Origin of the sequence: Streptomyces sp. NPDC101181 (assembly GCF_044767975.1) — a bacterium.
Taxonomy (GTDB): Bacteria; Actinomycetota; Actinomycetes; order Streptomycetales; family Streptomycetaceae; genus Streptomyces.
This window is the reverse complement of record NZ_JBIWOX010000022.1, coordinates 73219-96355: the sequence shown is the minus strand read 5'-3', so window position 1 is coordinate 96355 and position 23137 is coordinate 73219. Positions and strand designations below refer to the sequence as shown.

Sequence of the window (23137 nt, the reverse complement as noted above, 5' to 3'; positions counted from 1 at the left end):
CCGAGGAGCAAAGAGCTGTGAGCACCGAGAACGAGGGCACCGAGGGCAACGCGGTACCGGCCGTGCCGTCTGTTCCGCCCGCACCTCCCATGCCGCCCGCCACTCCCGGGTCGGCCCCTGACGGAGCGGCGCCCTCGTCGCCGTCCCCGTCGGCTCCGCCCCAGGACGCGTCCGGCGCGCAGGACGCCGCCACGGCGCGCACGCCGAGCGCCTCGGGGGCGTACGGAGACGGCCCCGAGCCCGGCGACAGGCCCGTGCACGGCGACGGTCCCGTAGCGGCCCCCGGCGACGGATTCGCGTCCGGTTCCGGTGACGAGACCACACCCGGCTCTCACGGCGCGCCGTCCACGCCCGCGGCGCACCCCGCGCCCCCGGCGCACGCGGAGGCGCCGCGCCACGACCCGACGCACCAGGGCGCGCCGCAGGGTGCTCCGCACCACCAGGGCACGCCGCCCTCCCACCCGCCGCAGCACTCCCCGTACGGCGCGGCGCCCGAGCCCCCCGCGGGCGCCGCCGCCTGGCCGCCGCCCCCGCCCGCCGTCCCCGCGTACGCCGGCGGGGAGGCCCACCACGCGTCCGGACACCCGGCCGGTCCCGCGGCGGGTCACGCGTCCGGCGCAATCGGCGGCGGGAGCGGCCACGGACCGGTCTGGGGCGCCCCGGTCCCGCCCGGCTCGGAACCGGCGCGCGGCAAGCGCCGGGGCGGCGGGCTGGTCGCGGCCGTCGCGGTGGCCGCGCTCGTCGCGGGCGGCATCGGCGGGGCCCTCGGCTACGTCGCGGCCGACCGTAACGACAACGGCTCCTCCGGCAGCTCGACCACCGTCGCGGCGTCGGACAGCCCCAGGGACCTGAAGCGCCCCGCGGGCACGGTGGCCGGGGTGGCGTCCAAGGCGCTCCCGAGCGTGGTCACGATCGACGCGCAGGGGGACGGCGGCGAGGGCGGCACGGGCACCGGCTTCGTGTACGACAAGGAGGGCCACATCCTCACCAACAACCACGTGGTGGCCTCCGCTGCGGAGTCCGGCGAACTGTCGGCGACCTTCTCCGACGGCAAGAAGTACGCGGCCGAGGTGGTCGGCCGCGCCCAGGGCTACGACGTGGCCGTGCTGAAGCTCAAGAACCCCCCGGCGGGCCTGGCGCCGTTGCCTCTCGGCAACTCGGAGAGCGTCGCGGTGGGCGACTCGACCATCGCGATCGGCGCGCCCTTCGGCCTCTCGAACACGGTCACCACGGGCATCATCAGCGCCAAGAACCGCCCGGTGGCGTCCGGGGACGGCCAGAGCAACAAGAACTCCTACATGAGCGCCCTCCAGACGGACGCCTCGATCAACCCGGGCAACTCCGGCGGTCCGCTGCTGGACGCGACGGGCGCGGTGATCGGCATCAACTCCGCGATCCAGTCCTCCGGCGGCGGCCTCGGCCAGTCCCAGGCGGGCTCCATCGGCCTCGGCTTCGCGATCCCGGTCAACCAGGCGAAGAACGTCGCGGAGCAGCTGATCAAGACCGGGAAGCCGGTGTACCCGGTGATCGGCGCGACGGTCACGATGGAGGAGAAGACCGGCGGCGCCGCCATCTCCGCCGAGGGCGCGGGCGGCACCCCGGCGGTCACCCCGAACGGCCCGGCCGCCAAGGCGGGCCTCAAGTCGGGCGATGTGATCACCAAGTTCAACGACACGGTGATCGACAGCGGCCCCACCCTGATCGGCGAGATCTGGACCCGCAAGCCGGGCGAGAAGGTGACCCTCACCTACGAACGGGACGGCAAGGAGGCCACGGCCGACGTCACCCTGGGCCAGCGCGAGGGCGACAGCTGACCGGCTAGGCTGTCCCACGCGTCGATCCGGCCCCACCCGGGCCTGACGGCCCCTCGGCCTGCACAGCCCCGGGACCGCCGACGCGGGGTGGGTTGCCCGAGCGGCCTAAGGGAACGGTCTTGAAAACCGTCGTGGCAGCGATGTCACCGTGGGTTCAAATCCCACACCCACCGCCAGGTGAGAGAAGTAGCAGGTCAGAGGGCGGGTCTCCGAAATGGGGGCCCGCCCTCTGTGCTCACCTTGTCTCACCTCACGCCCCTGATTCCCGATCCCGACCAGGGTGTGTGGGCCATACGTGGGCCAGGATCGGCCCTACTCCTCGGCGCGAAGCCCCAGCTCAACGAGGCGGTTGGCCGCTGCCGAACCGCCCTTGAGGAGCTTGGCGTAGAACCGGTAGAGCACCGCGAGACTGTGGCCGGCGCGGTAGGCGGCTTCCACCGGGTCCATGCCGGATTTGATCCACAGCGAGATCGCGGCATGCCGCAGGGAGTACGGGACCTCTGCCAGCGCAGTCCGAAGCTCCTGCTCGCTGAGCACCGCCTTCCGCGCCTCGCTCCAGACCTCGGAGTACTCGTTCGACGTCAGACGACCGCCACGCACCGCCCGAAACAACCGGCCGTCCGGTGCGACGCCGAAGCGCGCGATGTGGGCGCGGACCATGCGTACGTATATCGGCGGGACGGGAACGGCGCGTACAGCCTTCCGAGCCCGGTGCTTCAGGCCGCGCTCGTCGTGGGACTTGCCGCTGTCGGTCCAGCCGCCCCCGACTTCCGGGTGGCTCTCCGAGACCAGCACTTCGCCCCACGCTTCCGGCTCGCTCTCTGGCGGCAGGATGAAGTCCGCTTCCTTCAGTGCTGCGGCCTCGCCGGGGCGTGTCGCCACGTAGTAGACGGCTCCGTAGAACGCCTCCAGTTGCTCACCGCGTTCTCCCTGCGCGGCCACGGCGGCGAGCAGAGCGCGAGCGAGTCGGGGGCCGGGCACCCACCGAAAATCGACCTCGTCCGAGGTCTGCGGGGCGGCCCAGTCCACCGACAGGAACGGGTGGCGGGTGAGGAGGGCCCGTTCCTCAACCGCGTAGCGGAAGGCGTTGCTCAGCACCATGCGCTTCCGGTTGGCGGTGTTCTCCGCCGCAGGCTTCCCGTTCAGGAGCCGGGAAAGGGCCGTGAGCGCCGCTCGCACGTGCTCCGGCTTCGCGGCTTCGTCCACCCGCATCGAGTGTTGCCCAACCCACTCCAGTGCCTTCCGAACTTCGTCGGGAGGTTCTTGGGCTTCGGCGCGCGAGACGAGCTGATCCTTCGGACCGTCCACGGCTCGGAACGCCCACTGGTACAGAGCGGCACGGAGGACGCGGGCGTCGGGTCGGATGCCGCTGCCTGTCGTGAAGACGGGCGTCACGACCGCGAGGGATTCCGCGATGCTCGCTCGATGCTTCGCCGCCGCCCCGGGCCACTTCATCAGCGCGTACGCCTTGGCGTGCTCGAACCACGTCGGCATCGCGAGGGCGGCAAGCTCCTTCTCGGGGAGCCCGGTCTCCTCGTCGAACTGCTGCCCCGCTCGAAGAGCGGCCATGAGCTGGGAGCGCCGACCGTCAGCCTGCGGTTTGAGTGTGAAGCTCTTCGAGTGCCCCTCGGCTCCGACGCGCCAGCGGACCTCCCAGGGCTTCGGCCGGCCTTTGCGCTGCCGGATGGACCAAATGACGACGTCGAAGGTGAGCATGTCTCTCCATGAAGAGAGGGCCCGCCATGGCGGGCCCTCTCAGATCTGGTTGGTGCGGACTCAGGCGGCTTCCTCGTACCTGGCGAGCCAGGCGTCAAGGTCGGCGCGACGTACACGCACCTGGTGGTTGGGGAGCTTGATGAGCTTGGGTGCGAGGCCCCGGGCGCGCAGGCGGTAGAAGGCGGCGCGAGACATGTTGAGTTCGTCGAGGACTTCGGGGAGCTTCAGCATCTGGGGGCGGGCCACGGTGCGACTCCTTCGGCATTCGGCTTCATGGGGTCGGTTACATCGGTTACGTCGGTTACATCGCAGGTCAGGGGCCTGTTTTCTGTAACCGGTGGGTGGGGTGTAACCGATGGCTTGCGGTTACAGGGGGTGGGTTGGCCGGGGTGGTGTAACCGGGGTGTACCGGTTACACCACCCCGGATCGGTTACGGCTGCGTCGCAGGTCAGGCGGGCAGGGTGAGGGGTGTAACCGATGTAACCGTGGTTTCCGGAGGCGGGGGGCAGTACCGGTTCCAGGCGTCGGTGAGGTCGTCTCGGTGGTAGCCCTTGACGACCTGTCCGCCGATGCGGAGGGGGCGGGGTGAGATGGGCTTGTTCTTCGCGGTGACGTACTCCTTGAGCATCTTGGACAGGGCTCGTGCGGTGAGCTGCTGGCCGTCGAGGTCGCCCCAGGGGGATTCCTCCATGGCGTTGAGCATGTGGAGCATCTCGACGGTGGAGACGGTGTCGGTGCCGGGGAAGACGTGGTCGCGCAGGTCGGTGAGGAGCTTCACTCCGAGCGAGGCGCGGTCGTCCTCGTTGACGGCGGTGACCAGGTCGACGCACGCCTGGCGGGCACGCTGGGGCCAGTCGCCGCCCGCGGCGTCGGCCACGGCGAGGAGCGGTTCCCAGACGTCGGCGGGCCGGTCGGTGATGCCGTCGGGCATCTCGGGCCAGGCGCCCTCGATCTGGTCGCGGACCTGGTCGGCCCAGGTGGCGAGCTGGTCGCGCAGGGCGTGGCCCTGGGGCTCGTGGATGCGGGCGCGGAAGGGTTCCACGGTCTCGGTGCGGGCCCTGCGGCGCATCCGGATGATGACCGAGCGGGCCAGGATCGTGTCGGGGAGCGATCCGAGTCCGCCCATGGCGACGGCGCAGTAGGAGGGGAAGGCGACCACCGTCTGGTTGCCGCCGTCTCCGACGCACCGGTAGGAGACGCCGCTCCTGCGGTGTCCGGCATTCAGCAGGCCGCGCAGGTCTTCGTTGTCCTTGGCTTTGGGGCCGAAGACGGTGTCGATCTCGTCGAAGAGGATGGTGGGCCGCCCGGCGGTGTCAGCGACCGCGCGGAAGAGTGCGGCGGGGGAGGCGTTGACCGCGTGCATGGGGTGGGGCACGAGGGTGCTGATTACTTCGAGTGCGCGGGTTTTGCCGCTGCCCGGTTCGGGGCTGAGGAAGGCCATGCGCGGGGTGGAGTCGAAGGCGTCGAGGAGGTGGGTGTGTGCGTCCCAGAGGGCGACGGCGACGTAGGCGGCCTCGGTCGGGAAGGCGTTGAAGCGGCGGTGGAAGGTCTCCACCTCGTTGAGGAGGGCGGCGCCGTCGACGGGCTGTGTGGTGGGGGTGGCGTTCATGCGGCGGCGCCTTCCTGGGGGGTGCGGAGCGGGCAGAGGTCGCGGTGGCGGGTGTGGTCTTCGATCAGGGCGAGGGCCAGGTGGTGGCCTGCGGCGAAGAGGTTGCGCCCGCACTGGCAGACGCTGGTGACGGTCGGAGTCGCGCCACGGGGTGCGGTGATGGTGAGCCAGGCGACGGCACGGCGGCCGTCTCCGGTCTGCTGGTCAGGGCGAACAACAGTGGGGACGCCTTCGGCGACGACCTCCGGCGCACCATTGCCGGATGCGGCGGGGGCCAGATTGGCGAGTCTGAGCTGGGGAGTGGGCGGATGGCCTTCCAAGCGGGGGCGGTACGGGGTGCTCATGCCGTTTCCCGGGGCCGGGCGGTGCGAATGGAGCTGTCCAGGGCGCTGCGGATCGTGGCGCGGCACTCGGCAGCGGTGAGTCCCCGCGTCTCTCCCGCCCCTTGGAAGGCCTCCTCAACCTCGTGCCGGGCGAGGTCGCCCCACGCGACGAAGCGCCCCACCTTGAACGCGCTGCGGTTGAGCGTGTTGTTGCCCTGCTTCTCCGGCGCCGCGACAACCCGCCGGCACTCCCGTTCCAGAGCGGCCCGACCGGCGCGGCTGCCACTGACAACCGGCACGGCCAACGGCCCGACCGGCTGGCGGGGTGTGGGCTGGAGGAGGGTGAGTAGCCAGTCGGGCAGCGGTGCGACGGGAGCCGGGTCGATGACCTCGTACCGGCCGCCCGGTGTCGCGCTACCGGCAGCGACGACGTATCCGCCCCATGCTCGGGTGTCCACCAGGGGTGCCAGGGTGCCCGCGGTGTTGCCCAGCCGGGTGCCGGGTGGGGTGGTGAAGTACAGGTGGTGTCCGCCGGACGCGGTCCGGGTGCGGTAGGTGGTGGGGACGGGCTGCCCGGCGCGCTCGCAGAGCGCTTTGAAGGTCGTCACGCCGGGAGGCGTGTCTGTGCTGCTGTTCCGCTTGGGCATGTCCAGGTCCACGACCAGCAACCCGGAGGGTCCGGTGGCAATACCGATGTTGAACGGCCGGTCGGCCCAGGCGCGGCGGATGCGGTCGGGGTCGGTGGTGGCCCGGTACTCCCACTTGCGGTGTCCGCCCGCGCAGTCCCCGGTCAGCGGGCACGCGGCCTCGCCGTGGAGGGCGGGGCGCTTGTCCGCGGGGCGGAGCGGGAAGAGGTGCCAGCCGTGCTCGGCGGCGGCCAGGGCGGCGGAGAGGTGTGCGCCCTCTCGTCGGATGGGGACGGGGTGGGTCATGCTGGTGGCCTCCACTGTTGAGTTGGGTGGAACGAGGGCGGCCCCGGATCTTTGGTCGGATAGGGGGTCGCCCTCGGCGTGTCGGTGAGCTGTTGGCCGCGGGGCCCGTGGTGGGTGTGGCCTGGGGAAATGGGAAGGCGCGGTGTCAGTGGTGGGGTCTAGGGTCGTTGGCATGCTGACCACCGCTGATCTTGTGCCGGGCCTCGTGACGATGCGCGATGACGTCGCGGAAGCCTTTGGCTGCGGGACGTTCCAGGGAATCGAGCCGGCTTCGGCCGCGAAGAAGGTGTTCGTCTACTCCGACCCGGCCGCGGGCGAGGAGTACGGCTACACCTTCGATGGGCGGGGCGAGGACGACGAGTTCGGGCCGCTCTACCTGTACACCGGTGCCGGCGCGAACGGCCCACAGACCCCGACCGGCCGTAACAGCTCTCTGCTGACCGCGAAGGCGAAGGGCCGCGAGATTCACCTGTTCGTCGCGCACGGGGAGGTGTCGCCCGGCGGCGCGATGAGGCAGCGCTACATCGGGCAGATGGTGCTGGACCCCATCACCCCGTACGTCGTCCGCCGCGGTCCCGGCAAGGACAAGGTGATGCGGGACGTGTTGGTCTTCCGCTTCCGCCCGGCGCCGGGCACGACGCCGGCGTGGACGGAGGCGGACAAGCAGCCGCCGGCCACGAAGACGACGACGGAGATCACCGACCCCGCGGTCACGGTGCCGGCGCCGATCGTGCTGCCGAAGCAGAGCGGGGCGAAGGTCAAGAAGACCGAACAGCACAGCACGTCGGAGACCGTCGCGGACATCCCGGCCGGTCAGCGCAAGGTGAAGCGGCGCGAGGGCGAGCTCGTGAAGGCATTTATCGCGCACCTGACCGCGGCGGGACATAAGACCCACAGCTTCCAGTTCACGATCGCGGGCGAACCCGGGACGCTCACCCCCGACCTGTACGACGTGAACGACCACGCCCTGTACGAAGCCAAGGGGCTCACGACCCGGGCGAACGTCCGCATGGCCATCGGGCAGCTTGCCGACTACCGCCGGCGCGTACCGAACAACAAGACCCTGCGCGTCGCGGTGCTGCTGCCCACCGCCCCCACCCCCGACGTGCAGGAGCTCCTTGCGGAGCAGAACATCGCGCTGGTCTACCAGACCGAAGACGGCTTCGCCGGCTGGCCCCTCACCTGACCTACGAAGCGGGGCTGCTCCTCAGTTGATGCGGGCGGCGCTGCCGGTGATGTCCCCGTCGCGCAGGTGCGGGTGCCTGCGGATGATCTCGGTTCAGTTGGGTGGAATGTGGGCGGCCCCGGTCATTGGCGTGAGGGGGCCGCTCTCGGCGTTTGGTGGGGTTCAGCCGTGGAAGTGGCTGCGCTTGATGACGGCCTTGCGGATGTTGACCGTGGTCCCGGTGCGGCCGGTCGGGCGGGCACGGCGGCTGGTGAGGAAGAGGGCCGCGAGGACGGCGAGGACGGCGATGGTCATGACGGCCTGTCCGAGCGCGGCGAGGATGTCGTCGATGTGGGCGAGGCCGGGTGCGGCGGCGCCGATGCCGTATCCGGCGAGGGCGACGAAGCCGCCGGTGGACAGGGCAAGCGCGCTGTACTGCCACACCCACCCGGGCACCCCCGTGGGGGCGGGGGCCTGCTGCCGGGCAGGGTTGGTGAGGGCGGCGGGCGCCGGGGGCGTGGCCTGGTGGTGGGCCGGGGTGGTCTGTCCGGTGCGGGTTTCCTCTTCGCGGCGGATGAGGGACCAGACGCGGGCCATGTACAGCTCGTCGGAGAGCAGTTCGTGTGCCTCGGCCGGGTCGATGGGCGCGCGGTCGGTGACGGCCGGGGTCCGGTGGGCGGGGGCGAAGGTGGTGTCGGTGTTCACGCGGGGCTCCTCGGTTGGTCAGGCGGTGAGCTGGGCGAGGGCGGTGATGACGCTGTTGAGCGTCTGGTTGATGGCGGGGGCGATGCCGGTGGATGCGGTGAAGAAGCCGAGCAGGGCGGCGGCGAGGGCGGCGCCGAAGCGGAGGTAGCCGGTGCGGAGCATGATCAGGACGATGATCAGGAAAAGGACGACGGCGGACACGGTCAGAGCCATATGGGGCGACCTCACGTGAGTTTTTTGGTTACCGGGAGTGATGTGTGGGGTGTGGGGCCACACGGCCCGCTGAGAGGCCCCGGAACCCTCTTGGGGGAGGGGGTTCCGGGGTTGTTCCGGCGGGGGTTGTGTGTGACGCACACGCCCCACACGGGCAGGTCAGGGACCTACACGCCCGTGTGTGACGCACACGGGCTGTGTGGGTCGGGGCGTGTGGGCCTGTGTGGGTCGGCTGTGTGGGTCAGGTGCCGGGCTGGGTCACTGTGTGTTGCGGTAGCACTGGATGGCTTCGGCCAGGGTCTCGGCGAGGTAGCCGCTCTTGGACTCGTCGCCGATCCGGACCGTGCCGACTCCGGGGCGCTCGACACCGACGTCACGCAGCAGACGGTTGAGCTCGGTGCCGAAGGCGCGGGGGTCCAGGCCGTGGGCGGCGGCGAGGTCGCTGCTCCACATCCGCCCGCCCGCGGCGACGACGTGCTGGTGCGCCTCGGCCAGGAGTTGGGGGACGGGGCTGGGTCGGTCTTCGGGAGTCCCGGCCTGCTGGATGACGCGGCCGAAGTCGGCCCGGATGACCGTCGCGTTGTCCCCGTCGGTGGTGGTGGCCGGGGTGGGGGTGGTGCGGGCGGCGGCGAGCATGGTCGACAGCAGATCGCTCCCGACCGTCGGTTCGGGCCAGGCCGCTCCCTGCGTGGCCGCGGCGACGACGCGGGGAGCGGGCGCGTTCTCGTCTTCGGGGTCGGTGGCGGTGGTGATGGGGATGCCGGTGAGGGGGTTGATCGGCGGGTAGAGGGTGTCGCCGCTGGTGTAGGGGGTGGTGGTGGGGGCGAGTTGGGTGGGCTTGTAGAGGCGGGGCAGGATGCGGCCCCACCGGCTGGCGTAGTACTCGCCCGGCTCGGTGTCGAGAAAGACGTCTTCGAGCTTCGGCCGGCGCTCGGCGTAGGTGACGGACAGGGCCCGGATCTGCTTCGGGGTGATCCGGTAGGCCTTGAACGCGGTCGGGTCGGAGACGACGTCGTCGGCGTCGGGTGAGGAGTAGAACCCGCAGCCCTTGTACGGGGCCGACTTGGGGTTGATGCGGGCCCCGCCGGTCGGGAACAGGTGGGAGAGCTCCTCGGGGTCGGAGACGCGCATCCCGACGCGGCCCCGGGACTGCTTCTTCATGGCGGCGGTGATGACGTCCTGGGTGGCGCGCAGTCCGCAGATCAGCACGCGGACGCGGACGGCGCGGCCGGTGTTGACGATGGTGTCCAGCTTGCGGAGCAGGGCGGGCGGGAGTTCGGCGATCTCGTCGACGACGACGAGGACTTCGGGCAGGTCGTGGGTGACGGTGAGTTTGTCGTCCTCGGTGAGCCTGTCCTGGTGCCCGGTCTTGCGGGCGCCGATCCCTGCGATGACGGTGTCACACAGGATGTGGGCTTCTTCGACGGTGTCGGCGGTCCAGTCGATCAGCGGCACCCCCGCGGTTCCCTCGGCGGCCCAGGAGTGGAGCCAGGGCAGGCTGATACCGGCGCCGGTGACGTCGATGTGCATGACAATGGTGTTGTTGGTGCGCAGGGCCCCGGCGTTGGCCACGTTGACGGTGTTGGTCTTCCCGGACCCGGTCTGGCCGACGACCAGGACGCAGTCGTCGACGACCGCGATGCGGGCTTCCTCGGCGTCGGGCTTGAGGCCGAGGGGGATGCCGTCGTAGATGCTGGTGACGGTGGTGTCCGGCGGGGTGTCGGGGTGGTCGATCTGCTGGGCGAGGACGTCGACGGCGGTGACCCGGATCAGGGTCTGCCCGTACGTGTCGCCGTCGAGGATCTGGATGCCGCCCCCTTTGGGGAGGCGGAGGTCGACGGCGAGCTTGCGTACGGCGTCGGCGGGGAGTTCGGGGGTGTCGGAGGGCATGGTGACCAGGACGGTGTAGCCGACGTCGCCCTTCCAGGGGCGGACACCGTCGACCTGGTGGCCTTCCAGGCGGAAGAGGCGCTCCAGGCGCTCGTGCCATTCACCGGCCTGCTTGTTGGCCCACTTCTGCAACCGTCGCTGGTGGCGTTCGGTGCGGGCGGTCTCCTCGGCGCGGACCAGGCCGCGGGCCAGGGTCATGCCCGCCACGGTTCCGGCGGCCCACCAGCCGGTCATGCCCCAGGTGAGGGGAGTGTGGTCGGCCAGCGCGGACGCGGTCCAGCCTCCGGCGGTGAGCCAGGCCGCGCAGCGGGCGACGATGTGGCCGGCGGGCCGGTGCTGGACCAGGTCGGCCAGGCTCTGGGCGGCGGCCCCGGCCCCGGCGACCATGAGGGCGTGGCTGGGGGGCAGGCCGGTGACGGACCCGGTCGCGGCCAGCGCGTAGGCGCCTCCGGCGACCAGGGCGGCGGACGTTGCGGGTGTGTGGTTCCAGCTCCAGTCCAGGACCGGAGCAGCGGCGGGCTTGGCAGCCATCAAGGCTCCTTCGACGAACACAGATCAGGGCAGGGCAGGGGGAGGCGTGTGGGCCGTGCACCGGCTGGTGCACGGCCCACACGCGTTGAGCGGGGTGTGGTGGTGGTTCAGGTGGTCAGACGTCCCACATGGCTTCGGACTCTTCGCCGTTGCGGGGGGCTTCGTGGCGGGCGATGTCGGGGGCGTGCAGACGCCGGAAGGACGGCATCAGCTCCTGCGCGGCGGAAGCGGCCTGCATGAGGATCTGGTGGACGTCCGTGATCGCGTCCACCACTGCCTTGTCGACGGGGTAGCGGTCGTTGGAGCGGACCTGGAGCAGGCTGACCGCGGCGGCGATGTTCTCGATCCCGGCCGGGATGCCCTCGTACTCGGCGGCGACCTGGTTCATGTGGCCGGGCTCGTAGCGGGCGTAGACGTGCGCGACGTCCTGGGCGACCGCGACGAACCGGGAGGGCTCACGCTGGTCGAACCCACCGTCCGGGCGGCGCTCCAGGATGTTCCACATGTGCTCACCCGGCCGCGGCTCCTCGAAGCGGCGCAGGTCGTTCTCGTGGACCTTCGCGAAGAGGGGGCCGACCTCGGCGGCCTTCTGGGCGGCCTGGTGGAGCAGGGCGTAGACCGCGGCGACCTGGTCGGCCATCTTCGCGTCGGCGGGGTACTTGTCGGCGGTGTTGACCGCGAGCTGCCGTACCGCCTCGGCCACCGAGGTGACGCCCTCGGGCAGGCCCCAGTACTCGGCGGCTACGGCGAGCATCATCGGCGGGTCGTAGGCCGCGTACGCCTCGCGCACGGCCTCGGTCTCGGTCTGGAACACGGACACGAGGTTTCCTCCGAAGTAGTCGGCACCGAACGGGTCGTCCGCGGTGAGGGGGCGGGTGTGGCCGGGCTCGTCGAATTCGGTCAGGACGTCCGGCCGGGTCTCGGCGACCAGCTGCTTCTTCGCCTTGGTCATCAGCCGGGTGTGGACCTTCTTGGCCAGGTGGAGGGACCAGCGGGTGAAGTAGATCCCCCACTTGGCCCCGGTGCGCGGGGCCAGGCGCAGCAGCCGCAGGAGACCGCCCATCGCGGCGGCCCCGGTCCGCAGCACCAGCCCCGGGATCACGGCGAGGGCGCCGACCGCACCGGCCGCGACCTTCGCCGCCGCACTGCGCAGCACGTACCGCACCCCCGCCATCCCCTTCTTCACCAGGCTCCGGCGCCCGGAACGGATACGGTCCGACAGAGCACGACCAGCCGCGGAGTCACGGGCCGTTCGCCCCGCACCCACGGTCTTGGCGAGGGTTCGCATCCCGGACCGGGCGGCCCGCCGGGTCCACGCACCGACCGTCGACCGCCCCGCACCACCACGGCCACCACCCGACGCCTTGTCCTTGGACAGTGGCCCCGAGCCCCCCGAACCGGAAGGAGCACCGGACCCACCACCACCGTTGCTGCGCTGGGAAAGACGCCGCAGCAGACCACCCCGACCACCAGAGGCCGACCCCGTACCGGGGCCGGACGGCGAACGGCCGGCGAACCCGCCCGCACCGGCTCCGCTGCCGCCCGCGCGCTTGTTCATCCTGTTCAGCCCGGGGCTTGTCCTGGTGGGCGAGGTGGAGGAGATGGGGGACGGGCGGGAGCCGTTGCGAGGAGAAGAGGCCCCGGAGCTGACCGCACCAAGCCCGGAGGAGCGCCCCCGGCCTCCCGTGCGGTGACCACGACCGCCACCCGTCCCCAGCCCGGTGCCACTGCCACGGCCGCCGGAACGGCCCCGGCCCGACAGAGCGTTGGACGTCGCGCGAGGACCGGAGGGGCGCAGTACCCGCCCGCCGGGCCTCTTCGGGCTGGTGGTGCGGGAGCGGTAGGCGGCCACCCCGGCGGCGATCAGACCGCCTCCGACAGCAACCCCCGCAGCCGCCAGCACGCCCGCCGTCCCGGCCGCAGCGTAGGCGGCTGATGCCCCGGTGGTGGCGGCCTCGGTGCCGAACAGTGCCACCGGCCACGCCCGCAACCGCCCCGCACCCTCCTGAGCAGGCACAGGCCCGGTGCTGTCGGCGGGCTGCTGGCTGAGGGTGATCTCGATCGGCACCGACTGACCGTCCGGCCCGTCGACCGACGCCAGCACCCCGGACTCGGGCGGGGTGTCGGGCGGCGCTTTCGTACTCGTCTCGGTGGTGGACACTGGTCACGCTCCTTCAGGAGTGAACGGCGGGTGCCCGGCCGGGCCCTGGAAAGCAGGCCGGGCACCCTCGGGGGTGTCATGGCAGGTCACGCACATACCGAGAGAACGCGGGATGCAATACCCCACGTCCACCAGGCAGTTGGGGCAGGTGCGGCGGGCCCGCATCGCCGCGGCGAGCGCTGCGCGGCGGGCCGGGGTCATGGGCCGGACCGGACGAGCGCAGTCGATGCGGTAGAGGTAGGCCACCAGCGGAGCCCGCCGGCGGCGCGGCCGGTGAACCTCCGCAACGACGTCCTGACCACCCGGCCGCAACCCCAGCGCACGGAGCTGACGGCGGGTAGCCAGCCCTTCAGGGGCGAGGTGCCACCGGTAGCTGGGCAGGGTGCTCATGGCCTCGGGGTGCCGAAGGGGAGGGGCTGAACCCGCCAGGTGACCTCCCATGCCGAGGGCATCGCGGCCCCCGGGGTGTGGGTGGTCCAGCCCGAGGGCGGCGCGCCCTCGGCCTCGGCGGCGATCTCAGCGGCTTCCACCGTGGGGTGGACGCTGTGAAGGCGGCCCTGGTGGAAGAGCGCGTAGACGCGGTCGGCCCGCTGGTTCTGCTTCCGGGTAACACGCAGCAGCGTGCGCAGCGCCTGGCGATCTTCGGTGTCCAGCAGCACCTGGGCCCACAAGACTTCCAGCTCGCCTTCGAGCCGCGCCGCATCCAGCCGGGACTGGGCCAGGTCGGCCCGAAGCCCGTCCGCCACGTCGTCGGCATGGGTCAGGTGGTCGAGCATGGCGCCGCTCTGCTCCAGGCACGCGTTCGCCTCAACACGGGCGGCCTGGGCTTCCGCCTCGGCTGTGGCGAGGTCGGTGCGCAGGGTGTTCAGGGCGCGATTGCGGATCAGGGTGATCATGCGGTGACCTCCTCAAGGTCCGGAGCGGAAGCGCTGGCGCCGGCGGTGGTGTCGCGGTGTTCCTGGTAGCGGGTGGTCACCCACCCGACCGACCAGCCGCACAGCTCGGCCGCCTGCCGGATCGGCAGACCGGCGTCGAACGCGGCCCGGATCGTGGCCCGCGCCAACGGCTCCTCCTGCCGCTCCTCGGCGGGCCCGGCTGACAGCAGGGCCTGGCGTTCACGCTCGGCCCGCTGCTGTTCACGCTCGTGCTCACGGCGCTCACGGGCCTCCCGCTCCCGGGCCTCCAGCTCCCGCCGCTGAGCCGCCTCCCGCTCGGTGCGTTCACGCTCGCGCTCACGCTGTTCACGCTCGGCCTCGCGGCGCTCACGCGCTTCACGCTCCGCCTGCTCCTTGGCCTGGGACCGCTCGCGCTCCTCACGCCGCGCGGCCTCTTCCCGGGCGGTCTGCTCACGGGTCAACAGGGCTTCGTGGTCGCGCTGTTCACGCGCCAACTGGGCCGTGTGTTCACGCTCCTCACGGCGTCGGCGCTCAGCGGCTTCCCGGCGCTCCTCGGCAGCCCGCTCCCGCTCCGCACGCTGGGCGTTGAGCTGTGCTTCACGGGCGGTTCGGGCGGCGGTGATGGCCTTCCGGTAGGCGAGACCGGTCTCAGCAGTGACGATCAGCAGCAGAGGTGCGACCGAGTGGACCGCCACCCCGACCAGGTCTTTCTTCAGCGCGCTGTCAGCGATGTTCAGGGCCAGGGTCATGCATCCGGTCATCCACCGCAGCGCGATAGGCCACCGGCCACCGTCCCCGCCCAACGCGGCCAGCACCGAGTCGAGACGGACCACGATCACCACCGCCGCATCCACCACGAGCGGCAGGATCGGGGCCGTCCACTCCCACCCCTTCGGGCTGTGGCGCTCCATCAGCGGCGTGACCGTGAGGATGGAGAACAGCATCGCCCCGCCTACGATCAGCCACGTGCCGACCGACAGGGCGCGTTCCGCTGAACGGATCTGAATACTGTTCACGACAGGCCCCCGTCCCGTGAACACACCCGGACCGAAGCCAGCAGGAGGACCGGCGACGTGTCGTCGCCCGGCCTCTCCGGGTACTCCTCCCACGCCCACTGGGCCCCGTCCATGAACACGAACCCGAGATCGGTGAGCGCCCGTGAACGCTCCGCCGGGGTCGGCGTCACCCCGCTTCCGAAGTTGTGCTCCGGCCACTGCGACACCGGAACACCCATGAGGGCGACGTACAAGGTCCACCGGCCGGTGCGGATGGACAGTTGCGCGGTGTGCTCGCTCATGCGGCCACCGCCGCACGCTCGTGCACCGGACGCCGGACAGCCGCGCGACGCGTACGCCGGCCGGAGGTGCGGGACTGCTTCAGCGGGAGAGCCCGCAGCAGGCTCTCCGCGTAGGCCGCGGTCTCCGGGTCGCTCTCCCGCAGCTCCGCGAGGACCTCGTGGGCGACGTCCAGCCGGGCCGCCCGGTCCATGACGGACTCATTGGGTGAACCGGTGAACAGCTCCAGGTCGATCCCCAGAGCCAGCTCAACGAACTCGGTCGCGGTAACAGGCTCGCGACCAGCAACGATGGACTTCATGAGTTGTTCCTCTCCGACAGGAACGGCTCACCACGAACCCCCGGAGCAGCAACTCCGGGGGTTCTCGCCGTTGGAACCAATCCGGCTCCCCTCAACCCCGCCCGTACGACACCGCCACCAGTCGGGCCGGACGGGCGAGGGAGGCAACCGGCGCGGCGATAGCCGCCGCGAATGGGTGGAAGATGACCGGCCGCCCACAGAGCCCGGAAGCTCTAGCGCGCGAAGTGAAGTGGCGCTGCCCTACCGGTCTGTCACGGGAGCGCCCTGGTATGTAACTGGATCACTTGATGACACCTTCATGCCGCTGAACAGGGGATATGCACTGCAAGGGGGACCGCGTCCCCACTCTCCGGCCGTTGCTCGCGGTCGCCGGGCCACCTCGCCAGTCGGGCCGAAGCCCATTGCGTCCTACCTGGCCTTTAGCGGGATTGCAGCGTCCCCGCCCTCTGCGTTCGTGCATGTCGAAGCAGCCCAAAGAAGGCCCCTTCTGCGTGGTTCACCGCCCTTTCCGGAAGTTCCGGATCGGGCGATGGCCACAACCAAGAGACTGGACCGGTGGACCGGTCCAGTCAAGCCGTGAGCTTACGCTGCGTCGTGTCGTAGCGACGGAAAGTGCAGGTGGAGCGGCATTTCGAGGCAATAAAAAAAGCTGAACCGGTGGACCGGTCCAGCAGTTTCTTTTTGCCGCTTTCTGCCTACATCGCGTAGGTGTCGACCTGTTCGAACAGTGAGGACGGTGTCACTCCTTCCTCGCAGACCAGCGGCTTCCCCTGCTCGTCGTAAGCGGTGTGCAGCAGCACGGCCACCGGCGTCCCTTCCGGCACACCCAAGCGCTCCGCCTCCGTCTCCGATGCGCCTCGCACGGTGGTTACGTCCACGCCTTCGGCCGGGCCCCGCCCGGTCTGACGTCGGACGTAGCGAGTCGTCCCTTCTGCGATCGGGGCGGTGTCTGCCAGGCGCGGCGAAACCTCCGCGACCTCCGGCGGGAACCACGCCTCAACGCAGCTATTCGGCGTTCCGTCCGGGAGCTGGAGCACGCGAACGCGCCGGAGCGCCTTCCCCCCGGGTGAGAGGCCAAGGGTGGCGGCGACGCGGGCGGGGGGTTCCGCCCAGTCGGGCTCGCCGACGCGCAGGAACGGCATCCCGCCCAGGATGCGCGCCGACCCAGCACGGCGAGCCCCGGCGGGGCGAGCAACAGGCGTCTCCGTGACCACGAACCCGGTTCCCTGTTTCGCCACGACCACGCCATCGTTTCGCAGTACATCGACTGCCTTGATGGCGGTGGCGCGTGACACATCCCACTGCTCGGCCAGCTCTCGACCGGACGGAATCGTGTCCCCGGGCGCGATCTCACCAGCGGCGATGCGGGCGCGCAGGAACTCTGCGATCTCTTCGTACTTCAGGACTGCCATGGCTTCCCCTATTTCCCGCACTGGACTGGTCCACCGGTACACACGATACTGCGAACATGTCGAATCTCGAATTGGCTCCCTCCGTGATGCGGTTCTATGGCGAGACGGTCAACGAGGACAGCCGCCTGCGCAGCTCGGCAGACGGTCGGATGGAACTGGTCAGAACTCAGGAACTCCTCCGACGTTTTCTGCCCCCCGCGCCGGCGCGCGTGCTCGACGTGGGCGGGGGGACCGGGATTCACGCTGAATGGCTAGTGAAGGACGGCTACGACGTCGCCCTGGTAGATCCAGTGCCCCGTCACGTTGAGGCCGCGTCGGTGGTGTGCCCGGCGGTGGTCGGTGACGCGCGCGACCTGCCCGAGCCGGACGACACATTCGACGTCGTGCAGCTCCTCGGACCGCTGTACCACCTGCCCGACCCCACCGACCGGCAACGGGCGCTTGCGGAAGCCTCCCGCGTGGCAAAGCCCGGCGGACTGGTCGCCGCTGCCGCGATCAATCGCTATGCGTCGCTCTTCGAGCACGTCACGTACGCCCACCTGCACAGCGAGCGGATTCACAACTCCGTCTCCAAGATTCTGGAGACGGCGGTCTACGACGGATCGAGGGGGTTCACCCTGTCGTACTTCCACCGGGCCGAAGAGCTGGTGACGGAGTTGGTCGCCTCCGGGCTTGAGAACGTGCAGGTCTTCGGCATCGAGGGCCCGGCTTGGTCGCTGGTGAAGGCGGCAGAACAGCAGCCGGGCGAAGGTCCCACGGATGAGCTGATCGCCTCAGCCATGGACGCAGCCCGCATGGCAGAGCCGTACCCGGAACTCCTCGCCGCCAGCTCGCACCTCCTGGCTGTCGGCACTGTGCCCGCCTGTCCAGTCCGGCTGCCCTGATCTGTCGCATGTGCGCGCTGCTCCTATCGATCAGAGGAGGGCCAGCAGGCGGCCACAACAGCCGAAGAAGCCGGGCGTGGGAGCCAACAGAAGCAAAGGTGGAGCTACCACTACTTTCCCTGCTTGATCAAGGCGGCTCGCTCCGCTCGCCGCGCGCTCCCCGGCTCACTGCCGGGGCCCGAGACTCCTGCCTTCGGCCCGCTCTGGCTACGCCGGTCGCGCGGCTGGAGTGAGCACCATGGTGGGAAAGAAACCCGCTGGGGCTGGAGTGATCGGCTCCACGGCGTCACAACGGTGCCTCCGGTGGGGGCGCTCAGGGTCCGGGATGGACGGGGCACCGTTCGCGAGTGCCGGCCGGAGCGGGGCGAGCGTCGTGGGCTCCCCATCCCGACCGCCTTCGATCCAGGCAGAGCCGAGCAGTCGCGGCCAAGGCAGCAAGGTCGTTCGTACAGTGGCGCGGTCCACCTTGACGCCCTGAACCACGACCGCTCCACGACGTGTGGGTCGAAGGTGGACGGGATGGGAACCAGGGCGACTGGTTGGCGCGGCTAGCAGCGCCCAAGCCCCTAGATTCTCCAAAACCACCCAGAGCCAGCCCACATGTGGCAAAATTTTGCGAAATGATTTCCTTTTAGCACTGAGGAGTCGAGAAAAGTATGACTGCACCAGAGCCTTGGGACAGTGGTTCCTCCTTGTGGCGTGACTGGAACTTCCCAAGTCCAGACGGACGCGGAATCGAGTCTCTTCTGTGGTCAGACCGAGAATTCAGCGACGCTGAAGATACACCGAGCTGGGATGGGCCGCACCAAGTTTTCGGTCCGATCGTTCTTTGCCCTACAGGTACAGCTACTTACCAGGAGGGCACACTCCGCCCCAGCCTGGCTGCAAGAGTTCTGACAGAATATGTAGGTCCCATCGATTCAGAAAACGCCCGTCGACACGCTCAACACGACACAGGCTTGAGTTCGGGCGATGAAATATGCGCCCTGATTTCTCTTCTTCTTGGAGTAAGAATCCGAAATGGCGGGCCGGTCAGGGTCTATCCCGCTGACGGTGATCCTGCCGGATTTCCGTGGTACGGGCACCATGCACCGCCCGTTCTCATGGAATCCCCTGTACACGCTCGCATATTTCCCGCCCTTAACGATGCTTCTGTAAACCTCGAAAATTGCGATCCACTATTGTCCACTTTTGGCGGTCTGCCCCCTGCTATGTCCGCAGTGCTAGTGAAGGCCGCCCACCATTACGCTGAGGGGCTCTGGATAGCCGAAGCTCATCCCCAGCAGGCCTGGTTGAATTTTGTTACCGCAATAGAGGCAGCAGCCGTTCACCATCAGGATGAAACTGTCGATCCTGTAGATGCGTTCCGAACCGCCTACCCCGGAGCTGCAAAAAATATTGAGAGAGCCGACGTAGAAGGGCTGCTCAGCAGCGTCGCAAAGGATTTCCGACGACTTCTTTCTGCTGGGCGTAGAGTTCAGACGTTCATAGGCAGGTTCAATCCAGGCCCGCCGAGAGATCGTCCCGAAATGACCTCCGCCCGAGTCGATTGGGAGAACGAGCTGCTTGACCATATCAAGAAGATCTATACCTTGAGGTCCAGCCTGCTGCATTCGGGGGCTCCTTTCCCTGCACCGCTTCTAGCGGGAATCGGCTCTGATTTTGACGATAACGGTATCCTCCCAGAGAGGCCGGAAGGAATTTGGGGCTCGGGAGAAAGTGAGTGGGATGCCGCTGAACTTCCCATGCACATACACATTTTCGCTCACACAGTGAGAGGCTCTCTCCTTAACTGGTGGGCAGCCGAGACACTTGAAAACCAAACACCCTCGAGCGAATAGGTTTCCACCAGAATCAATGAGCGATAATCACGAACTCCACACCTTCCTAAAGCAGGTAAGCGAAGAAATGAGGAGCGAGTATGAAAGGATATACAAAAGAACCCGTGAGGATCCCGGTACCGCCGGGGACGAGGGGGAGGCCAATTGGGCGCGCCTCCTGAAAGATTGGCTACCTGCCGATATTCACGTCGAAACCAAGGGGAGAATCCTCGCAGCGGACGGTTCCGCCAGCCCGCAGTTGGACGTCGTACTCTTGGCGGGCGACTACCCCCGCAAGCTGAGAGACAAAAAGCTTTACCTGGCGGGAGGTGTTTTGGCGGCCTTCGAATGCAAAAACACACTACGAAAGCCGCATCTTTCGAAACTCTTCTCCACGGCAAAAGCGATAAGCCGCATGGCGCCAGGGCGAAAAGGGAACTTTTACGGAGAGTCCTTTAGTCCGATCACATACGGGCTACTCGCCCATAGCCACGAGTGGGCGCCTGGAAATGCTGCAGATTCGATTGACAGAGAAATAGCGCGCCTTCACGGATCTGCTGCACACCCCCGGGAGATTCCTGCCGTAATCAGCGTGAGCGACTTGCATACGTGGGAGCACTCGCTTAGCCCACTCAATCCCTTGGTCACCGAACCTGACTGGAGAAAAGATGCCTTGATCTCTGCTGGCGCAGGAAAGTGGAGCTACTTTATCGAGAGCAACTACATGCGATGGCGCCCACTTCCCTGGAGCTACGCACCAGGGGAAGGCCCTCAAATATCGAAAGAGAGGCCTAATCCAATCGGAGAATTGCTTCTTTGTCTTTTGCGCCACCTTGGCCAAAGGGGCTTCGACAGGGCTGGCATGGCAGATTATTACAGAAAGGCCCATCTGTCTGGGGGAGTCGGGGGTATTTCAGTCAGATATTGGGATCCGCCAGCGGTCTATAGCGACCTGATACTGGGAATATTGAAATCCAATGATTGGTCAGGCCTTGAAAGGCATGGGAATATATTTGTGCGGCAGCTTCCATGAATGATTGACGCCGAGCCATTCTCTTCGGCCTCATTCATGACCGCACGACGCTGCGCCCAAAAGCGACCCTTGGGCCCAGGGACTCGACTTCGGCACCGACTTTCCTGAGGAGTTGCGACGTAGCTCCCCAATCCCGGTCGTCAGTGGCGTGATCCTGAACATGCCGGAGGCCTTGTGGCTCGCCCCCTGCTTCTCTACGCCGGAGATGCTCTGGCGAGGTGTTGAGGTTCCGAGATGAGAGAGCTGCTGACCACAGCTCGCGGACGGGCTGCGTGCGACTGAGTGCCTAACTGAGTGACAACCACGGCGCACAACCGCCAACATGGTGGACATCCGCGGACCATCAACGCAGGTGACAGGCACGGCAGCCCAAGGACAGCGGCTGTCCCGAGTTGCTTCGGGACGAAGGGGGCCGCGCAGGAGAACGTCGATACTCGTTCCGTGTCGGCTGTGGGCCATGTGCGGGCCAGGAGAGGTGCGCAAACGGCGATGTCTGCCTACGACGCAGGTCAGCGCCGTTGGAACTGGCAGGGGTGGCCGGTCTTGAAAACCGTCGTGGCAGCGATGTCACCGTGGGTTCAAATCCCACACCCACCGCAGAGGAACGGCCTCCGACCAGATGTATCGGTCGGGGGCCGTTCGCGTGTCATGTGCGGGCTGCTCCGTCGATAAGGGGCGCCGATCACGGTGGTGCGATGCTGACGACCTGGGTCGATGGTCGGCGGGCACACAGCTGCGGGGAGCGTTTCGTGCCATCGCGTGTCCGGGGCGCCCTGCGGCGCTCCAAGATCATCTATTCGCCAGGATTCGCCACCCGCGCCTGTCTTGACCTCGGATTCCCCGGCGTTAACGGGGGCTAACCAAAACAGGAATCCGCAGCTCAGAGCGGGCTCGGTGGGGGCGGCACCGCTACATTGAACCGTGTACCGCACGCGAAGGCCTGGCCCCGGTCGCATCCGGAGCCAGGCCGGTCGTGCGGGCGGTTGGGCCCGGTCGAGCATCCATCGGCCGGGCCCGGCTCTCGGGCCCTTCCGACCGGGTCATGCGCGCACGATCAGAGCACGAACGGCATGACGCAGCCCGCGATCGTCCCAGCCACGGCCAGGGTGTCCAGGGTCAACTGGATCCACCACTGGTGCCGCCGAAACCAATTCGGCGTCTCGGACTGGTCCATCAACTCACCTCCTGCCTCTCACAGTCCCCCCTGCTGCACGGTGAAGCAGGGGAGGCGTGGAGGGGCAGGACCGAGCCTCCGTAGCGGAGGCTATCGCGGCTCGGGGCGGTATCCGGCGGATCGAACCATTCGCCAGGGTTCGCCATACGTACGGTGCGATCGCCCGTACTCCGCGCGCGCGGCGGGCCACGCCCCCGAGGCCGGACGGAGCGCCCGCTACAGCGGTTCGCCGTCGTGTCGGGAGGTCAGCCGTGCGGCCGAGGCGATCGCGGCGCGGGCCTCGTGTTCCGGGAGTCCGGTGCGTACGGCGGCCGCGGTGAGCGCGTCGGCCAGGGCGTCGCCGAAGCCGTGCTCGTAGGCGCGGCAAGCGGCCCAGAACAGGCGGGTGTTGCGCTGGCCCTCGTGGGCGGCGAGCACGAACTGCACCAGGCCCTCGCCCCGCCGGCCGCGGTCGCCGCTCGTGCCGTGGGTGCGGGGTGCGCGTCGCGGCGGGGTGAGGAGGCGGACCAGGGCGCGCGGGCAGGGGGCCGGGGTGAGATGGGCGGTGCCTGGGGCCAGGCGGTATCTGCCGTACGCGGTGACCGAGCCGGGGCCGACCAGGTAGCCGCCGCTGCCGCGGATGTCGATGCCCGGGGCCAGCCGGCTGGCGGAGTTGGGGACCGTCACATCGGCGGGGCCGGTCAGCCAGAGATGGAGGCCACCACTCGGGGTGAGCACGGTGACGGTGGGCGGAATGGTGAACAGGTGGTGGAGCGCCAGCTGTTGGAGGGCGCCCGCCGAGTCGTTGCCGTACGCCGTGTCGACGTCCAGGTCGATGCCGATGAGCCGGTGCGGGGCCCGGCCGCAGGCGATCCCGTAGCCGGTGGCCCACGGCGCGGCGGCGAAGAGCGCCCGGACGGCCGCGGGGTCCGTCGTGGCGTCGTGCACCCCGTGGCCGGGCAGCCCGCACTCACCCCGGCAGTGCGTCGGCGCCTGCTCGCCGTGGTGGGGGGAGCGCAGGGCGGGGAGCTTGGAGGCGGACAGGGGGAAGACAGGGAGCCCGCGCTCGGCGGCGGAGAGGGCGTGGGCGAGGGCCAGGGTGGGGGTCTGCCGGTCGGTGGTGGCCATGCAGCCATTTTCGTACACACGTTCGAGTATGGGAAGGGCTTATCGGTGTGAGGGTGGCGACGGGCCGCTCGTTCTTGGCGTCGCTCCGGAGATCCGGTCTCGGGCCTCGCCGCTGGGCTCCCGGGTCTTGGCCGCTCCTGAGCTCCGTCCCATGA

22 protein-coding genes and 1 tRNA gene are annotated in these 23137 nt (G+C 69.1%); 5 read left to right on the top strand and 18 right to left on the bottom strand.

What is annotated here, in order from left to right; all coding sequences use genetic code 11:
* The first annotated feature begins 17 nt into the window (after positions 1-17).
* Both ACIRRU_RS26700 and ACIRRU_RS26695 read left to right on the top strand, forming a co-directional pair.
* Entirely contained in the window at positions 18-1814 is a 1797-nt protein-coding gene (locus ACIRRU_RS26700) for a S1C family serine protease (RefSeq protein ID WP_403684563.1), read from the top strand.
* An 86-nt stretch (positions 1815-1900) separates the two neighbouring features.
* Positions 1901-1990, top strand: a tRNA-Ser gene (locus tag ACIRRU_RS26695).
* 136 nt (positions 1991-2126) lie between these two features.
* Here the strand turns inward: ACIRRU_RS26695 and ACIRRU_RS26690 are convergent.
* The 5 genes from ACIRRU_RS26690 to ACIRRU_RS26670 form a co-directional block, all read right to left on the bottom strand.
* A complete protein-coding gene (locus ACIRRU_RS26690) occupies positions 2127-3530 on the bottom strand; it encodes a tyrosine-type recombinase/integrase (RefSeq protein ID WP_403684560.1) in 1404 nt (467 codons plus the stop codon).
* A 60-nt stretch (positions 3531-3590) separates the two neighbouring features.
* Positions 3591-3776 (bottom strand): AlpA family transcriptional regulator, encoded by a 186-nt coding sequence (locus tag ACIRRU_RS26685; RefSeq protein ID WP_037878213.1) that lies wholly within the window; start codon positions 3774-3776, stop codon positions 3591-3593.
* A gap of 203 nt (positions 3777-3979) precedes the next feature.
* A complete protein-coding gene (locus ACIRRU_RS26680; RefSeq protein WP_403684558.1) occupies positions 3980-5140 on the bottom strand; it encodes a DUF3631 domain-containing protein in 1161 nt (386 codons plus the stop codon).
* Positions 5137-5484: a hypothetical protein gene (locus ACIRRU_RS26675; RefSeq protein WP_403684556.1), complete on the bottom strand. Its 348-nt coding sequence runs from the start codon at positions 5482-5484 to the stop codon at positions 5137-5139. Before ACIRRU_RS26675 ends, ACIRRU_RS26680 begins: the two co-directional genes overlap by 4 nt.
* On the bottom strand, positions 5481-6395 hold the full coding sequence (locus ACIRRU_RS26670) for a bifunctional DNA primase/polymerase (RefSeq protein ID WP_403684553.1): 915 nt from the start codon (positions 6393-6395) through the stop codon (positions 5481-5483). Before ACIRRU_RS26670 ends, ACIRRU_RS26675 begins: the two co-directional genes overlap by 4 nt.
* A 172-nt stretch (positions 6396-6567) precedes the next feature.
* On the opposite strand from ACIRRU_RS26670, the gene ACIRRU_RS26665 reads away from it, so the two are divergent.
* Complete coding sequence (locus ACIRRU_RS26665; protein ID WP_403684552.1) at positions 6568-7581, top strand: hypothetical protein; 1014 nt, start codon at positions 6568-6570, stop codon at positions 7579-7581.
* A 162-nt stretch (positions 7582-7743) separates the two neighbouring features.
* Here the strand turns inward: ACIRRU_RS26665 and ACIRRU_RS26660 are convergent, their stop codons facing one another.
* From ACIRRU_RS26660 to ACIRRU_RS26615, 10 genes are all read right to left on the bottom strand, one after another.
* Positions 7744-8265 carry a hypothetical protein gene (locus ACIRRU_RS26660; protein WP_403684551.1) on the bottom strand — a complete coding sequence of 174 codons (522 nt, stop codon included), beginning with the start codon at positions 8263-8265 and terminating at the stop codon, positions 7744-7746.
* Between the two features lie 18 nt (positions 8266-8283).
* Positions 8284-8478, bottom strand: a complete 195-nt coding sequence (locus ACIRRU_RS26655; RefSeq protein WP_403297151.1) for a hypothetical protein — start codon at positions 8476-8478, stop codon at positions 8284-8286.
* Between the two features lie 258 nt (positions 8479-8736).
* Entirely contained in the window at positions 8737-10899 is a 2163-nt protein-coding gene (locus ACIRRU_RS26650; protein ID WP_403684548.1) for a hypothetical protein, read from the bottom strand.
* Between the two features lie 115 nt (positions 10900-11014).
* On the bottom strand, positions 11015-12085 hold the full coding sequence (locus tag ACIRRU_RS26645; RefSeq protein WP_403684545.1) for a hypothetical protein: 1071 nt from the start codon (positions 12083-12085) through the stop codon (positions 11015-11017).
* 978 nt (positions 12086-13063) lie between these two features.
* Positions 13064-13450, bottom strand: a complete 387-nt coding sequence (locus ACIRRU_RS26640) for an RRQRL motif-containing zinc-binding protein (protein ID WP_403684543.1) — start codon at positions 13448-13450, stop codon at positions 13064-13066.
* Entirely contained in the window at positions 13447-13956 is a 510-nt protein-coding gene (locus tag ACIRRU_RS26635) for a hypothetical protein (protein WP_403684540.1), read from the bottom strand. Before ACIRRU_RS26635 ends, ACIRRU_RS26640 begins: the two co-directional genes overlap by 4 nt.
* A complete protein-coding gene (locus tag ACIRRU_RS26630) occupies positions 13953-14972 on the bottom strand; it encodes a DUF2637 domain-containing protein (protein ID WP_403684539.1) in 1020 nt (339 codons plus the stop codon). The genes ACIRRU_RS26635 and ACIRRU_RS26630 overlap by 4 nt, the downstream gene beginning before the upstream one ends.
* Positions 14969-15253 (bottom strand): DUF6303 family protein, encoded by a 285-nt coding sequence (locus ACIRRU_RS26625; RefSeq protein ID WP_403684537.1) that lies wholly within the window; start codon positions 15251-15253, stop codon positions 14969-14971. The genes ACIRRU_RS26630 and ACIRRU_RS26625 overlap by 4 nt, the downstream gene beginning before the upstream one ends.
* Positions 15250-15552: a hypothetical protein gene (locus ACIRRU_RS26620; protein WP_403684535.1), complete on the bottom strand. Its 303-nt coding sequence runs from the start codon at positions 15550-15552 to the stop codon at positions 15250-15252. Before ACIRRU_RS26620 ends, ACIRRU_RS26625 begins: the two co-directional genes overlap by 4 nt.
* Positions 15553-16247: 695 nt before the next feature.
* Complete coding sequence (locus ACIRRU_RS26615; RefSeq protein ID WP_403684532.1) at positions 16248-16964, bottom strand: GntR family transcriptional regulator; 717 nt, start codon at positions 16962-16964, stop codon at positions 16248-16250.
* Positions 16965-17020: 56 nt separating this feature from the next.
* Here ACIRRU_RS26615 and ACIRRU_RS26610 point away from each other — a divergent pair, with 56 nt between their 5' ends.
* Entirely contained in the window at positions 17021-17848 is an 828-nt protein-coding gene (locus tag ACIRRU_RS26610; RefSeq protein WP_403684529.1) for a class I SAM-dependent methyltransferase, read from the top strand.
* Between the two features lie 1223 nt (positions 17849-19071).
* Here ACIRRU_RS26610 and ACIRRU_RS26605 read toward each other — a convergent pair.
* Positions 19072-19461 carry a hypothetical protein gene (locus ACIRRU_RS26605; RefSeq protein ID WP_403684527.1) on the bottom strand — a complete coding sequence of 130 codons (390 nt, stop codon included), beginning with the start codon at positions 19459-19461 and terminating at the stop codon, positions 19072-19074.
* A gap of 244 nt (positions 19462-19705) precedes the next feature.
* Here ACIRRU_RS26605 and ACIRRU_RS26600 point away from each other — a divergent pair, with 244 nt between their 5' ends.
* A complete protein-coding gene (locus ACIRRU_RS26600; RefSeq protein WP_403684525.1) occupies positions 19706-20701 on the top strand; it encodes a DUF6602 domain-containing protein in 996 nt (331 codons plus the stop codon).
* 1054 nt (positions 20702-21755) lie between these two features.
* Here ACIRRU_RS26600 and ACIRRU_RS26595 read toward each other — a convergent pair.
* Entirely contained in the window at positions 21756-21878 is a 123-nt protein-coding gene (locus ACIRRU_RS26595) for a hypothetical protein (protein WP_403684523.1), read from the bottom strand.
* Between the two features lie 213 nt (positions 21879-22091).
* Complete coding sequence (locus tag ACIRRU_RS26590; RefSeq protein ID WP_403684521.1) at positions 22092-22982, bottom strand: bifunctional DNA primase/polymerase; 891 nt, start codon at positions 22980-22982, stop codon at positions 22092-22094.
* Between the last annotated feature and the right edge of the window lie 155 nt (positions 22983-23137).

What these genes read in the sequence shown, in the direction of transcription:
- ACIRRU_RS26670 (WP_403684553.1), bottom strand. Translation starts at nt 6,395, where the DNA reads ATGACCCACCCCGTCCCCATCCGACGAGAGGGCGCACACCTCTCCGCC.
- ACIRRU_RS26590 (WP_403684521.1), bottom strand. Translation starts at nt 22,982, where the DNA reads ATGGCCACCACCGACCGGCAGACCCCCACCCTGGCCCTCGCCCACGCC.
- ACIRRU_RS26690 (WP_403684560.1), bottom strand. Translation starts at nt 3,530, where the DNA reads ATGCTCACCTTCGACGTCGTCATTTGGTCCATCCGGCAGCGCAAAGGC.
- ACIRRU_RS26615 (WP_403684532.1), bottom strand. Translation starts at nt 16,964, where the DNA reads ATGGCAGTCCTGAAGTACGAAGAGATCGCAGAGTTCCTGCGCGCCCGC.
- ACIRRU_RS26610 (WP_403684529.1), top strand. Translation starts at nt 17,021, where the DNA reads ATGTCGAATCTCGAATTGGCTCCCTCCGTGATGCGGTTCTATGGCGAG.
- ACIRRU_RS26680 (WP_403684558.1), bottom strand. Translation starts at nt 5,140, where the DNA reads ATGAACGCCACCCCCACCACACAGCCCGTCGACGGCGCCGCCCTCCTC.
- ACIRRU_RS26640 (WP_403684543.1), bottom strand. Translation starts at nt 13,450, where the DNA reads ATGAGCACCCTGCCCAGCTACCGGTGGCACCTCGCCCCTGAAGGGCTG.
- ACIRRU_RS26625 (WP_403684537.1), bottom strand. Translation starts at nt 15,253, where the DNA reads ATGAGCGAGCACACCGCGCAACTGTCCATCCGCACCGGCCGGTGGACC.
- ACIRRU_RS26675 (WP_403684556.1), bottom strand. Translation starts at nt 5,484, where the DNA reads ATGAGCACCCCGTACCGCCCCCGCTTGGAAGGCCATCCGCCCACTCCC.
- ACIRRU_RS26650 (WP_403684548.1), bottom strand. Translation starts at nt 10,899, where the DNA reads ATGGCTGCCAAGCCCGCCGCTGCTCCGGTCCTGGACTGGAGCTGGAAC.
- ACIRRU_RS26635 (WP_403684540.1), bottom strand. Translation starts at nt 13,956, where the DNA reads ATGATCACCCTGATCCGCAATCGCGCCCTGAACACCCTGCGCACCGAC.
- ACIRRU_RS26620 (WP_403684535.1), bottom strand. Translation starts at nt 15,552, where the DNA reads ATGAAGTCCATCGTTGCTGGTCGCGAGCCTGTTACCGCGACCGAGTTC.
- ACIRRU_RS26655 (WP_403297151.1), bottom strand. Translation starts at nt 8,478, where the DNA reads ATGGCTCTGACCGTGTCCGCCGTCGTCCTTTTCCTGATCATCGTCCTG.
- ACIRRU_RS26600 (WP_403684525.1), top strand. Translation starts at nt 19,706, where the DNA reads ATGAGCGATAATCACGAACTCCACACCTTCCTAAAGCAGGTAAGCGAA.
- ACIRRU_RS26605 (WP_403684527.1), bottom strand. Translation starts at nt 19,461, where the DNA reads ATGCAGCAGGCTGGACCTCAAGGTATAGATCTTCTTGATATGGTCAAG.
- ACIRRU_RS26665 (WP_403684552.1), top strand. Translation starts at nt 6,568, where the DNA reads ATGCTGACCACCGCTGATCTTGTGCCGGGCCTCGTGACGATGCGCGAT.